The 13,299-nt window shown below is 65.1% G+C and carries 12 protein-coding genes; 3 read left to right on the forward strand and 9 right to left on the reverse strand.

All coding sequences use genetic code 11. The annotated features are described in order from the left end of the window. Nucleotides 1-67 precede the first annotated feature (67 nt). Entirely contained in the window at nucleotides 68-790 is a 723-nt protein-coding gene (locus tag NATOC_RS06960) for an SDR family oxidoreductase (protein ID WP_015320720.1), read from the reverse strand. Between the two features lie 93 nt (nucleotides 791-883). Beyond that, nucleotides 884-1,384 (reverse strand): response regulator, encoded by a 501-nt coding sequence (locus NATOC_RS06965; protein ID WP_015320721.1) that lies wholly within the window; start codon nucleotides 1,382-1,384, stop codon nucleotides 884-886. 173 nt (nucleotides 1,385-1,557) lie between these two features. On the opposite strand from NATOC_RS06965, the gene NATOC_RS06970 reads away from it, so the two are divergent. Beyond that, nucleotides 1,558-2,217, forward strand: a complete 660-nt coding sequence (locus NATOC_RS06970; RefSeq protein ID WP_015320722.1) for a glycerophosphodiester phosphodiesterase — start codon at nucleotides 1,558-1,560, stop codon at nucleotides 2,215-2,217. On the opposite strand, the gene NATOC_RS06975 is transcribed toward NATOC_RS06970, so the two are convergent. From NATOC_RS06975 to NATOC_RS06995, 5 genes are all read right to left on the reverse strand, one after another. Beyond that, nucleotides 2,214-3,227, reverse strand: a complete 1,014-nt coding sequence (locus tag NATOC_RS06975; RefSeq protein WP_015320723.1) for a HEAT repeat domain-containing protein — start codon at nucleotides 3,225-3,227, stop codon at nucleotides 2,214-2,216. The genes NATOC_RS06970 and NATOC_RS06975 overlap by 4 nt on opposite strands. 72 nt (nucleotides 3,228-3,299) lie before the next feature. Further along, nucleotides 3,300-5,324, reverse strand: coding sequence for a SpoVR family protein (locus NATOC_RS06980; protein ID WP_015320724.1), 2,025 nt, complete (start codon nucleotides 5,322-5,324; stop codon nucleotides 3,300-3,302). Then, nucleotides 5,317-6,648 (reverse strand): YeaH/YhbH family protein, encoded by a 1,332-nt coding sequence (locus NATOC_RS06985; RefSeq protein ID WP_015320725.1) that lies wholly within the window; start codon nucleotides 6,646-6,648, stop codon nucleotides 5,317-5,319. Before NATOC_RS06985 ends, NATOC_RS06980 begins: the two co-directional genes overlap by 8 nt. Then, the gene (locus tag NATOC_RS06990; RefSeq protein WP_015320726.1) at nucleotides 6,639-8,924 is read right to left on the reverse strand and encodes a PrkA family serine protein kinase; all 2,286 of its coding nucleotides are present in this window, start codon (nucleotides 8,922-8,924) and stop codon (nucleotides 6,639-6,641) included. Before NATOC_RS06990 ends, NATOC_RS06985 begins: the two co-directional genes overlap by 10 nt. A 1-nt stretch (nucleotide 8,925) precedes the next feature. Beyond that, nucleotides 8,926-10,998 (reverse strand): PrkA family serine protein kinase, encoded by a 2,073-nt coding sequence (locus tag NATOC_RS06995; RefSeq protein ID WP_015320727.1) that lies wholly within the window; start codon nucleotides 10,996-10,998, stop codon nucleotides 8,926-8,928. A gap of 546 nt (nucleotides 10,999-11,544) precedes the next feature. Between NATOC_RS06995 and NATOC_RS07000 the strand changes: the two genes are divergently transcribed. Beyond that, a complete protein-coding gene (locus NATOC_RS07000; protein ID WP_015320728.1) occupies nucleotides 11,545-11,946 on the forward strand; it encodes a DUF5820 family protein in 402 nt (133 codons plus the stop codon). 49 nt (nucleotides 11,947-11,995) lie between these two features. Further along, a complete protein-coding gene (locus NATOC_RS07005; RefSeq protein WP_015320729.1) occupies nucleotides 11,996-12,442 on the forward strand; it encodes a UPF0179 family protein in 447 nt (148 codons plus the stop codon). 14 nt (nucleotides 12,443-12,456) lie between these two features. Here NATOC_RS07005 and NATOC_RS07010 read toward each other — a convergent pair whose 3' ends face one another. Both NATOC_RS07010 and NATOC_RS07015 read right to left on the reverse strand, forming a co-directional pair. After that, the gene (locus NATOC_RS07010; protein ID WP_015320730.1) at nucleotides 12,457-12,810 is read right to left on the reverse strand and encodes a winged helix-turn-helix transcriptional regulator; all 354 of its coding nucleotides are present in this window, start codon (nucleotides 12,808-12,810) and stop codon (nucleotides 12,457-12,459) included. Nucleotides 12,811-12,883: 73 nt separating this feature from the next. Continuing rightward, nucleotides 12,884-13,294 (reverse strand): SRPBCC family protein, encoded by a 411-nt coding sequence (locus NATOC_RS07015; RefSeq protein ID WP_015320731.1) that lies wholly within the window; start codon nucleotides 13,292-13,294, stop codon nucleotides 12,884-12,886. Nucleotides 13,295-13,299: the final 5 nt, after the last annotated feature.

A 13,299-nucleotide genomic window follows, 5' to 3' on the forward strand; every position in this document is an offset into this window, starting at 1 on the left:
CGTCCCCGACTAAATAGTTCACGCTACGTGTTACCGAGGAACGAACAGTAACGGTCCACCGAGAACGCTACGCTTCGCCGTACACCGGGACGGCCGCGCCACTCGTCACCGTCGCGCCGTCGCTGCAGAGAAACGCCAGCATGTCCGCGATGTCGGCGGGATCGACCCACGTTTCGTGATCGGCGCCGGACAGCATCTCCCGGTTCATCGGGGTATCGATCACGCTCGGCATCACGCAGTTCGCCCGGACGACGCCCTCGTTCTCCTCGGCCAGCGTCTCGGTCAGCAGTCGGATCCCGGCTTTCGTGATCCGGTAGGGACCGTCCCCCTCGCCGCCCTCGAGCGACGACCGGGCGCTGACGCTGACGATCGACCCCTCCGACTCCCGGAGGTGTGGTAAGGCGTGTTTCGAGGCGAGAAACGCCGTTTTCAGGTTGACGTCTAACAGGAGTTCGAACTCCTCGAGATCGGTCTCCTCGATCGGCTGTCCGCCCTGCCAGGTGCCGGCGATATTACAGAGGTGATCGATCCGTCCGTGGTCGTCGATCACCGTCTCGACGAGGGCCGCGACCGCGTCCTCGTCGGTCAGATCCGTCTCGTAGAAGTGGGTTCGGTCGTCGGGGTCGAGCAGGGCGTCCTCCTCGTCGGGTTCGACGACGTCGACCGCACAGACCGTCGCACCGGCGCTCCGGAAGCGCTCGACGACCGAACTGCCGAGGGCACCACTCGCGCCGGTGACGATCGCGACCGTGTCGGTGAAATCGACGTCGAACGAGGTTTGTGGACTCATACCGCTCCATCAACGGCCACGGTGATCAATCTCCGCCCGGAAACGGCACAGGCGTAGCCCCCACCGTCGACGAGTGTGCGCCCGAGGCGCGACTCAGAACCCGTGGGGTGGAAGCGAAACCCGTTGGAACCAGAACCGCTCGATCGCGCCGACGATCGTCTCGAACTCGTCGGGATCCGACGGCTTCGCGAGGAAGGCGTTCGCGGCCCGTTTGTAGCTCTCGTTGACATCGGCTGTGGCTTCCGAATCCGTCAACACCAGCACCGGCAGCTGAACCAGCGTCTCGTCGTTCCGGATCGTCTCGAGGAGCTCGAACCCGTCCAGGTCCGGCAGCTCCAGTGTCAACAAGACGAGGTCGGGGGCCAGCGTCGAGTCCTCGATACGCTCCTCGAGATACTCGAGTGCTGCCTCGCCGTTCGCCCGCACGTCGATTTCGGTCTCCGTCGAAATCGCCTCGAACGCCTCTCGAGTCCGCCGAGCGTCGTCCGAGTCGTTCTCGATCAACAATACCCGGGTGCGGTTTTCGGAGTCGACGTCAGCCGTCGACCGCTCCAGGGCAGTGGACTCCCGGGCCGAGAACTGTTTACTTTCCATAATTTCTCTACTCCAAGACTATATGTATATTCTAACTATATAAGCTTGTCCACCATTCATACTTGATCTATACTACTATCCATATGAAAATAAATGTTCGGGCTCGGTTAGCCCGTCCCGGTGCCGCAGCGATCCCACAGGCTCAAGCCGTCTCCGGACGACCACCCACTCGAATGCGCCTGATCGCTCACCGAGGGTTCGCCGCGACGGCACCCGAGAACACGATCGCCGCGGTCGAGGACGCGGCCGTCGCCGCCGACGCCGTCGAGTTCGACGTTCGGCGCTGTGGCTCGGGCGAGCTCGTCGTCGTCCACGACGAGACGACCGACCGCGTTACCGGTGTCGACCACACGGTCGCCGACACCCCGCTCGAGGAGCTGCAGTCGCTTTCGGTGCTTGGAACCAACGAGCGGATTCCGACCCTCGAGGAGATGCTCGCGGCCGTTCCCAATCACCTCGAGATCAACCTCGAGATGAAGGCCGACGGGATCGCTGCCGACGTCCTCGAGGCCGTCGCGGACGTCGAGAACCGGGTCGTCGTCACCTCCTTCCTGCTTCCCGAACTGCGGGCGATCCGCGAACTCGATCGCGAGCAGCCGACGGGGCTGCTCGTCAGCCGACGACTCGAGACGCCCGTGACGACCGCCGTCGAGCTCGACTGTGACGTACTGGGAGCGAACTACTGGCGCTGCGTGACGACGCAGGTCGTCAGGCGGGCGAAAGCCCTCGATCTCGAGGTTCACGCCTGGGCGATCGAACGCTGGACGACCGCACGGCTGCTCGGGCTGTTCGGCGTCGACTGTATCTCTGCGGACCGACCGATCCAGCTCTAGGAGAGTTCGCCACAGGCCCACGCCGCCCGGTCACGGACGGTCGGCTCTGGATCCCCGGTCGCGAGCGTCGAGAGTCGCTCGCGGGCCTCGGTGACGTCCCCGTGGCCGAGTGCGGTGCAGGCACTGGCGCGAACGTAGCGGTGGTCGTCCTCGAGCAACGCGAGCAGCTGCGAGCGCACCGGCTCGACGACCGACGGCTCGACCGCGGCGACGCGGCCGAACGTCACCGCGGCGTTCGCGCGGGTCTCAGGGTCACCGCTCTCGAGGGCCGACCGGAGCCGCGGACACGCCGGTTCGACCCGCTCCGGGTGGCGGTGGGCCACGTCGGCCAGGCAGCCGACGGCGTTGCGCCGGAGCTCTGCGTCCTCGCGGTCGGCGAGCTCGACGGCGTGGTCGAGGAACACAAGCGAGGACAGCTCCGCCGTCGAACGGCCGAGCCGTCCCAGGACGGACAGCGCGGCGACGGCGCCGTCGTCGGGTTCGGGGGCCACCGTCTCGGTCAACAGCGAAAGCGCGGGCTCGAGGGCGTCCGGGCGAGCCCTGGCGACGTGGGCCATCGTTCGGATCCCGTGGACGTCGCCGTCTCGGGCCTCGGTGAGGTCAACGATCGCGGGCACGTGCTCGACGACGGCGGTCGGCCGTTCCTCGGTTACCGCCGCAAGGCATCGCAGCAGTTCTCCCGCAGTCGGCGACTCCTGGTCGTCGGCTGCGGCCGCGACGATCGCGTCGGCCGAGGGCGCGACGTCGGAGGGTGCCTCGGCGGCGAGCTCCGCCAGGGAGTACGCGACCGCCTCCCGCAGCTCGAACCCGGGGTCGGAAAGCAGCTCCCGGAGCTTCGGCACCGTCGGCATGTACGTACACGGCTCCTCGTCGACGCCGTCCCGAACTCGGCGAACGGCGTCCCGTCTGGTCTCCGGATCCGTCGCGTCGAGCTGGCTCAACACCAGCGGCAGATCTACTGCCTCAGATCGCTGCTGCTGCTCGACGGCGGGTCCCCCATCCCGGTCCATCTCGTCTACCCTATATCTGAAAATCGATAAAAGTGTTACGACTGTCCGTCGCTCGTGAGTGCGGCTCTCGCCCTATGCGAGCCACTCCTCGGGCTTGGTGTCGTAGTCGACGTCGTCGGCCGCGAGGTGTTCGACCTCCTCCCAGGGGACGTCCTCGATCGTGACCTCGTCACCATCGTACCGGAGCAGCTTGCCCCGCTCCTCGGGTTCCGGCTCGCGGTTGCGCCGTTTCGCGACCTCGACGTCGTGTTCGTCGACCTCCTTGACGATCGTCAGCAGGTTCACGGGCCGTCCCCAGAGCTCGAAGATCCGCTTTACCGTCTCGCGAGCCTGCCCCAGGTCGAGCATGACGCCGTTGTACTGGTGGCCTAACAGGAGCTCGTTGGCGTTGTTGTAGTTGCCGTCGTACACTGCGATCGTCGGCTTCCCGAAGTTGGTGAACTGCAACAGGAGCTTCTTCTTGACGTCCTCGGCGGCGTCGCTGGCGACGTGGAACTGCCCCGTCGCCTGGGAGTGTTCGTAGGTGAAGTAGTTGTTCTCCGTGATGAACTCCTGGGTCAGGAACTCGTCGAGGAAGGTGACGTCGTTGTGGCTCTCCCGGACGTCGTACATCCGGTCCCAGCCCGCGGTGAACTCGACGTCGGCCAGCGCCTCCTCGACGCTCTCGTAGCGCTCGTCGTCGAAGAGGTACCGACCGATCCGCTCGAGCTCGTTCTGGTTCACCCGGGCCAGGAAGCCGCGGTGCTGGCGCTTGACCAGTGAGTAGTGTCGACGGGCCAGCCCCTCGTAGGTAAGCACCTTCCAGGGGTAGCGATCCACGTCGATCTCGCCCTCGCGGGCGCGTTCGAGAGCCTCGTGGTCGACCCACTCGTCGGGGAGCTCCTCGAGCTCGGCGAGCCCGTCGGCGTCGACGCTCGCGAGTGCCTCCGGCGGCTCGAGTGTCTCGAGCACCGCCTCGAAGTCGACGACGTCGGTCAGGTTTCGCCAGGAGATCCCCTCGACCCGGAGCAGCCGCTCGAGGACTTCCCGGCGGTTGGTCGTGTTCTCGACGTACTCCCATAGCTCCAGCCCGAGGCTGTAGGGGTTGAGCCCGCCCGATCCGAGCACCTTCGCCATGTGGTCGGCGTAGTTGACGAACTCGTCGTCGCCGGCGAACCCCTCGTCGGTCATCATCGCCGACTCCCAGTAGGCGGCCCACCCCTCGTTCATCACCTTCGTCATCTTCTGGGCGGCGAAGTAGTACGCCTCCGCTCGCATCATATCCAATACGTCGCGTTGCCAGGGCTCCATCTCGACGGCCCGCTGGGCGTCTTCGTCGTACTGCTTGCCGTGCTCGCGGACGAACGAGAGGACGTCCTTCTGGGGCTCCTCGGGGAAGTTCGAGGGGACGTCCTCGCCCTCGAGTTTCTCGAGCCACTCGTCGTCGAACACCTCGCCTTTGATCTCCTCGGAGAGCCCAAGCTCGTCGAGTTTCTCGGCGACGTCCTCGTCGATCTCCTCGACCGGGCCGTCGACATCGAGCCGTCGCTCGAACACCTGATGTTGATCGATGTTGTCCTCCAGGGAGAGACAGTGGTCGATCCACTTCTCGACCTCGGCGCGGTCGATCTCGGGATCGGACATGTACTCGTCGATCGCCCGGGCGTGGCGTTCGAGCATCGCCGCGGCGTCGACCTCCTCGTCGGACCGCCCGCTCGTAAAGAGGCCGAACCACTCGTTGTTCGCGAAGAAATCGGAGTGGGCCTCGACGTGGGTGATGACTGCCTTCTGGTCGGCCAGCGTGTTCGACTCCTGGAGGAACGCGTGGGCGGGGTTGTCGTTGTTGACGATCTCGAAGGCCTTCCCGCCGCCGTACTGGCCCTGCTTGCGTTGTTTGTCGTACTGCATCCCCCACCGCCAGTGGGGGTACCGCGACTGGAACCCACCGTAGGCGATGAGCTCGTTCATCTCGTCGTAGTCGACGATCCAGTAGTTGACCGGGTACGGCTCCAGCCCGAGCTTCTGGGCGAGGTTGCGCGCCTCGCGGACCGGTTCCTCGAGGTCGGTCGCGATCGCCTGTTTGCGGAATCTGTCCGCGTTCGAGTTCGAGTTACGCATCGGTATCATCCTCCGTGCTGAGGATCTCGTAGATCGCGTCGGTCACGTCGTCGGCACCGTTGACGTACGCCACCGCGACGTCCTCGGCGTCGCGCCCGAAGTGCCGTTCGAGCTCTTCGGCGTGGGTGGCATTGATCGCGTTCCCGCTGGGCTGGGTCTCGACGTAGGCATGCAGGTTCGCGGGGATCTTCTCCATCAGCGGGATCACCTGTTCCTCGGTGTCGTTGCTCGAGTTCTCCGAGTCACCCGCCGCGAAGACGTAGCGGTTCCAGTCGCTCCAGGGGTACTCCTCGAGCAACTGTTCGGCGAGTTCGTACGCGCTCGAGATCTTCGTCCCGCCGCCCGACCGAATGCCGAAGAACTCCTCGCGGTCGACCTCCCAGGCCTCGGCGTCGTGGGCGATGTAGACGAACTCGGCGTTGTCGTACTTCCCCGTGAGATACCAGTCAAGCGGCGTGAACGTCCGCTCGACGAGCTCGCGTTTCTTCTCGCGCATCGAGCCCGAGACGTCCCGGATGTTGACCACGACAACGTTTTTCTCCTTCTCCTCGATGATCTCGGGGTAGCGGTAGCGCTCGTCCTCGCGGCGGAACGGGACGTGTTTGATCCCCTCGCGGCGGATCTTCTGCTGGACGCTCTCGCGTTCGACGTTTTCCTCGAGCTCCGCGACCGAGCGCCAGGTGTCGAGCTCGTCGGCCGGGATCTCGTCGTAGGCGTCTTCGATCCAGGCCATCGACACCGGCAGGTTCTCGCCGCGGGCCCACTCGAAGACGTCCCGGGGACCAAAGCCTTCGACCTTGCAGACCTCCCGCAGGAACTCCTCGTCGAAGTCCATCGCGAGCTTGCGCTTGAGCCCCTCCTTGAACATTCGCTCGAAGTCGAGCGTGCTGTCGGGGCCGGTGCGGGTGAGGTCGGTGAAGGGACCCTCCTTCTCCTCGACGACCGTCTTCCCTTTCGGCTCTAAGTCGAGCCCGAGCTCCTCGTCGAGTTCCTGGGCGAACTCCTCGGGGTCCATCTCGTAGTACTCGTGTTCGCCGCCCTCCTCGCCGGGTTCGTCGCCGTCGCCGTCGTCACCGTCGCCGTCTCCCGGCTGGGGCTGCCCGACCGGCTGCCCGACGTCGGGCGTGTCGCCGTCGCCCTGGCCGACGCCGCCCTGGTCGCGCTGATCGTACTCGAACTCCGGCAGCGAGACGATCTTGACGGGGATCTGGATCCCGTCCGGGCGACCGCTACCGAGATCGCCGTACTTGATGAAGTCGGCCAGATCCTCGCGGCGCTGTTCGCCCACCTCTCGGAATCGTTCGAGATCGTCTCTCAGTCCCATCGGTAGCTCACCTGTCCCATAACGTGTCTGCTGGTCAGTTCGGCCGACGCCGCCGAGTAGTCGAACTGCTCGACCATCGTCTCGATCGTTCGCTCCTTGACCGACTCGGTCTCGGTCCCGCTCGGCGGATCGTCCCACTGGCGCGGGTCGAAGTCCTCGAAGGTTCGCTCGACGTCGTCCCAGTCGTGGCTCTCGAGGACGGACTTGATCACCGGGATCGCGGTGAGGTCGACGTCCTGGACCGAGAAGTCGTCGTCGCGGTGTTCCCAGGCGTGGCGGTTCAGCGAGGTGATCACCTTCTCGCGTCGGAAGTTGCGCACGCTCTCTCTGGGCATGTTCCCCTCGTACTCGGCCTCCGAGAACCGGCCGAGGTGTTCGACCTCGAACAGCTTCATCTTCAGCGGATCGGGCTCGACGCGCTCGCCGCGGTCGTTGTACAGGGGTTCGTCGGTCTCCCAGGCGTAGACGTGTTCGACGTACTCGGCGACAGTCTCCTCGTCGACGCGTTTCTCGTGCATGATCGCCTCGATGACGTCGCTCTCCTGCTGGTCGAAGACGTAGTTTTTGACCGGGACGACTCGGTTCTCGAACTCCGAGCGCTCACCCGTCGAGAACACGGGCGCCTCCGAGAGCCCCTCGGCCATCGCGTTGAGGACGTCCCGAGGCATGACGACGTCCTCGACGGCCAGCTCGGAGTGGTGGCGATCCCGGTCGGTCTGAAGGAGTTCGGCGAGAGTGTCCCGCGTGTAGGTGACGGGGATCCCGCCGTCGCCGTCGTCGCCGTTGTCTGCAAAGTCGAACTCCTCTTTCTCGCGTCGGGTGTCGCCCTCCTGGAGGTAGCCCTGGTCGAAGATCAGGGCCTTGTCGACGAGATCCAGCCCGTTGGGAAGGTCCTCCTCGTCGAGCCGGGTGACGACCGCGTACAGCGCCGCGGCCTCGATCGCGTGGGGGGCAAACTCCCGCTGGCGGGGGTTCCCGTCTCGATCCTTGACCGTCACCGCGACCGGCTCGCGGATCCGATCGGCGAGATCGAGGTAGCTCTCGGCCTCCCAGACGGTCGTTTCCGCTGTCAGTTCGCGGCGGATCAGCTCCGTCTCGAGGCTCAGGTTCGTCAGGTAGCCGAACTGGTGGCGGTCGAGTCGGCGCTTGAGTGCCTTCAGCGGATCCATCCCGTTACGGTCGGCGTGCTGGTTGAGCTGGGCCTCCAGATCGGGGTTCGAGATAATCAACATCTGCGTGTCGACGTCCATCCCGATCCCCTGGTCGAGTTTCACCGACTGCTCGTCGGGGACGTTCAGTAGCTTCTGGAGCAGGTCGGCGTGCTGGGCCGCGTCCTCGACGATCGTGAGGACGCCGTTGCCCTGCGACAACACGCCGTCATAGCTGAACGCCTGGGGGTTCTTCCGCCCCCGGGAGTCGAGTTCCTGGAGCATCCCGTGCATCCAGGAGCCGACGAGTCGCTCCTTGGGACGGCCGTCGTCCTCACTGTGGAGGACGCCGACGCCCTGGCCGATGTCGACGACGTAGTTTTTCACGCGGAGGTGCTGGTCGTCGGCGATCGTCGAGAACAGCTCGTCTTTCCCCTCCCGGCGGTAGTGTTCCTCGAGGTAGTCGTAGGCCTCCCGGGAGAACGGGTCGAGCTCGGCGTCGACCCGAACGGGGACGTGGTCCTTGAGCTCGTCGTTCAGCTCCTCGAGCAGCTCCGCCCGGACGTCCTCGGGGAACACGGATAGCGGGTGGGCCTGGACCGGGCTCTCGTACCAGTGGGTGTCGTCGGTCGTCGTCGAGTCGGTGCCGTAGCTCAGCCCGCGCTCCTCGACGTCGGCGGTGGTGACGTTCCACTCGACGGTGTAGCGCCGTCCCTCGGGGGTCTTCGAGTACTCGCGCAGGCCGTTGACCAGACAGCGCTTGAGCTCCGACTTGCCCGTCGCCGTGGGTCCCTCGAACCAGATGATCTTCTCGTCTTTCGCCCGCCCCGCGGCGATCGACCGGAGGTCGTCGACGAACCGATTGAGAACCTCGGTGTTACCGAGGATCGCGTGCTCGCCGTCGTTGTGCGGGTCGTCGAAGAAGCGGTAGCGCTCCTTCTCCTCGCCCTCCTCGACCACGGTGCGAGTGCCGGCCGCCTCGATCGCCTCGAGCAGGTACTTCGAGGCGTGGGAGGCGATCGTCGGGTTCGCAAAGATCCGATCGACGTAGGACGCGATATCCATCGGCTCTTCGTAGGTCTCCTCGAGGGTGCGGTCGGCCGCGCCCACGTAGTCGCGTTCGGTCATGTTAGTCTTCCATCTCGGCTTTGGCGACCTCCGCGCCGGCGAACTCGAGGACTTCCTTGGCGCCCGACTCAGAGTACCCCTGTTCCATCAGCGCGTCGATCCACGAGGAGCGCTCGTCGTCGTCGAACTCGTTGGCGCTGACCAGCGCGGAGAAGTTGATGTTGTGCTTCTTGTCCTCCCAGAGCTTGCGCTCGAGGGCGCGGCGCAGCCGTTCGTTGTCCTGGGGGTTGAACGCCTCGCCCTCGCGGGCCCGGCGGGAGACCCAATTGCTCACCTCCTGGCGGAACGACTCCTTGCGGTCCTCGGGGATGTCGAGTTTCTCCTCGACGCTGCGCAGGAAGGTTTCGTCGGGCTCCTGCTCGCGGCCCGTGAGCTCGTCTTCGATCGTGTCGTCGTCGATGTAGGCCATCACGTGGTCCATGTACTTTTCGCCCTGGCGCTGGATCTCGTCGATGTCATACGCGAGGGCGTGGCGGACGTCCTCGATGGCCCGCTCGCGGTACTCCTCGCGGACCGTCTCGAGGTAGCGGTAGTAGGTCTCGAAGTTGTCCTCCGGGATCGAGCCGTGGTGCTCTAAGTTCTCCTCGAAGAAGTTGAATACCGTCAGCGGCGAGAGGAACCCGCGCGAGCGGTGTTTCGAGTCCATGATCGCCTCGGCGATCTCGTCGCCGATAAAGCGGGGCGAGACGCCGACCATCCCCTCGCCGATCTCGGCTTTCGCCTCGGCCTCCTCGCGGAGCTTCTTGACGTCGATGTCGTCGCCCTCGTCGATCTCGCCGTTGTAGGCCTTGGCCTTCGAGAGCAGGTCGACGGTCTCGGTGTCGGGCTCCTCGATCCGCGTGAGGACGCCGAACAGTCCCGCCATCTCGAGGGTGTGGGGCTCGACGTTGATGTCGGGGACGTCGGCGTTGTTCAGCATCTTCTCGTAGATCTGGGCCTCGTCCTCGTAGGAGAGGACGTACGGGAAGTCGATCCGCTTGGTGCGGTCGTTGAACGCCTCCATCTTCTCGTCGCCCTTCTTGTCCTTGTACTCGGGCATGTTCGTCCGCCCGACGATCACCTGGTCGATGTCGATCCGCGGGTTGCTCTTTGGCTTGATCGTCTGCTCCTGGGTGGCGTGTAGGAAGTCATAGAGGAACTCCCGCTGGAGCTTGAGCAGCTCCTCGCCGGAGAAGACGCCGCGGTTGGCGTTACAGAACGCCCCAGAGTAGTCGAACGCGCGCGGATCCGACTCGCCGTAGATGGCGATCTTCGAGTAGTTGACGTCGCCGGTTAGCTCGGTCTCGTCCTGGTTTTTCTTGTCCTTGGGCTCGAACGTCTCGAGGGCCTGACGCTTGTTCTCGTCGGCGACCAGCCGGATGACCTCGACGTGGTTCTCTAAGACCTGCTGGAGGTCGTCCTCGTAGTAGGCCAGCAGCCTGTCCATGTAGAACTCGCTTTCGGGGTCCAGCGCCTGCTCGTTCTGGATGGTGTAGGGCGCGTCGAGGACGTCGTTCAGGTCGTCGATCACCCGCTGGCGTTGCTCCAGGGGCAGCAAGACGAGCGGATCCTGGTTCATCGGCGAGCGAACCGTGTCGTCGGCGGGATCCTGGTCCTGGATGACGTCACAGAGGTTCGTCCAGCGGAACGTGTACATCCGCCCCTCCTCGCGGAGGGTGTAGTCCTCGAAGTACTTTCGCACCTGTTTGTCGAAGTGGGACTTCCCGGATCCGACCGGACCCAGCAGGAGCTTGATCCGCCGTTCCGGACCGAGCCTGCGAGCGCCCGATTTCACCTTGTTGACGAACTCGTGGATCGACTGGTGGATCACCTTCCCGTAGAAGGTGTTCTCGCCGCCGTGGAGCGGGTCCTTGGAGGCGAGTTCGTACTCCACCACTCCCTCGGTCTCGTCGTAGGTCGTCCCGTAGTAGTCGAACATGTCCGCAACCCGCTGGTGGGCGTTGCGGGTGATCTTCGGGTCCTCGTAACACTCCTCTAGGTACCAGCCGAAGGACTTGGTTTCCCGCAGGTCCGCGGGCATCGATTCCTTGTAATCCGTACTGAGCTTCTCGAGCGTCTCGATGTCACCGTTCATGGTATCATTGCCAGTTTCGTCCCCCGTCGGTCGTATCGGAGTGAACGTCGTTCGACCAGCCTGTACCGTCGTGCGGCCGGACCGCCGCTATCCGCCGTCTCGTATCCGTTCGACGCGCCACGGTCGAACCGCTCCGCGCGGCTGCCTGCGGAGGGCGCGAACCGGTGCGGACGGCGTCGATGCGTCGTGCCATGTGTGAGCCATCACCACCCTGCGTCGCGCGAGGACCGTGGTTTCGGTCTCGGACGACGGTGCGCCGGGGACGGGCGCGAAGTGGGATCGGTCCGGCGAGCGGATACCGATAGTATTTAATGAGTGAGTAATCCACGTACTTAAGCTTAGCCCCAAAAGGTATTTGCCAGCAGATGTTTTCTTCGTAGATCCTATGCAAATTATAGTTGGGTAACGATATCGCTTACCAGGGTCGCGGGACGGCGGAATAAGACCACCCCTTGCAGCTGACGGGGTTGGCGGTGCGCGACCGTTCACGAGGGGTGGACCGATCCGGGACGACGCGCATTTACGCCGCTCGCTCGTACTCCCAGTATGAGCGAACTCGAGTCGCTACCCGACGCCTGGGAGGTCTGGTCGGCCGAGGACGACGGACGGCTCGTCCTCGCGTACCGGCCCGACGTCTTCGACGGCGAGGCGTTTCCCGCGCCCTGTCTGCCGACGCTGTATCTGACACACGGGAAGCGAACGCGCAGACCGGGAACCAACCCGACGGATCGGACGGCTGCGACCGACTGGTTCGTGACCTTCTACCTCGAGCCCGACGTCTCGTTGAACGAGACGAACCGGTTCGAGACCCGCGCCGAGGGGCTCGAGCGGACCGTGGAGCTCGCCCGCCAGTTCGACGACGGCGGGATCGACTATCGGGCGCTGTACCAGGTTCCCCGCGAGGAGTACTTCGAACGGCTCGACGAACTCACTGGCCGATCGAGCTGAGCCGCGCTCGGACGTGAGGCTTAACCGCCGTCCGCGACTACCGATCCGTATGTCTACCGTCACCCTCATCGGCTCCCGGCTGGCCGAGCCGGGGACCGAGTTCGTCTACGAGGGCGAGGCCGACGGCTGTGCGGGCTGTCCGTACCGCAGCCAGTGTCTCAACCTCTCGCAGGGAACCAGATACCGCGTCACCTCGATCCGCGAGAACGCACAGACCCTCGAGTGTGCGATACACGACGAGGGGGTCCGCGCCGTCGAGGTCGAACCCGTTCCCGTTCCGGCAAACGTCCCCACGAAGGGCGCGTTCGCCGGGAGCAAGGCGAGTCTCCAGGGTCCCTGTCCGTACGTCGAGTGTCCGAGCCACGAGTACTGCGAGCCCGACGGTGCCGAGTTCGACGAGGAGTACCGGATCCGGGAGATCGTCGGCGATCCGCCCCACGACGTCTGCCACCTGGATCGCTCGCTCCAGCTGGTCGAACTCGACACCGACGGCTGACCGACGATCGGTTGCTACGGTTCCAGAGCTTCGCCCTCGAGCCAGCTATCGGCCCAGCAGGAGATCTCCGCGAAGACCGGTTCGAGCGACTCACCCTTTTCGGTCAGGCTGTAGTAGGTCGCGATCGGCGCGTCTTCCTCCAGGCGACGCTCGACGAACCCCATCTCGCCGAGATCGTCGAGGACTCGCGAGAGGGTGCGGGCGTTGGCACCGGTCTCGCGTTTGAGCTCGTTGAACCGGTGTTCGCCCTCAAGCAGCGTATGGAGGACCGCGAGCCGCCACTGGGAGCCGATCTGTTCGATCGATTCGACGACCGGACAGGCCTCCTCCTGCCGTTCGGACGAGTTCTGTGATTGCGGGGTTGCCATCGACAGTTCGTATACGGCCCCGGAGTATAGAGGTTCGGATCCGAACCAGCTAACCGAACGCCACCGCGAGGACTCACCGCACGGGTTCGTCCTCGAGTACAGATTCGATGCGCTCGAGCGCCCGCAGGCAGACGGGCGCGTAGCCGACGGCGGTCGGCGGAAGCTCGAAGACCACCCGACAGCGATCATCGGCGAGTTCGTCCACCCGGTGGCCCGTCGCCGAGACGCCCGCGATACGCCACGTCCAGCGGCGATCGGTGCGGTCGGTTACCGCGAACGGGAGCCAGAGACCGGGCACCCGGATTCGTCCGGTCGTTCCCGTCCGAACGCGGCCGTCGGTCGCGTCGACCCCGCGAATGATCGGCGACCACTCCGGCCACCGTCGGACGTCGACGAGCAGGTCCCAGACGTCCTCGGGCGGGACGGAGAGAACGTGGGAGGCCTCGAGCCGTCTCCCGCCCGCGGCGAGCTGCAGCCGTGTCATACGTT

The sequence above is a fragment of the Natronococcus occultus SP4 genome, from assembly GCF_000328685.1.
Classification (GTDB): Archaea; Halobacteriota; Halobacteria; order Halobacteriales; family Natrialbaceae; genus Natronococcus; species Natronococcus occultus.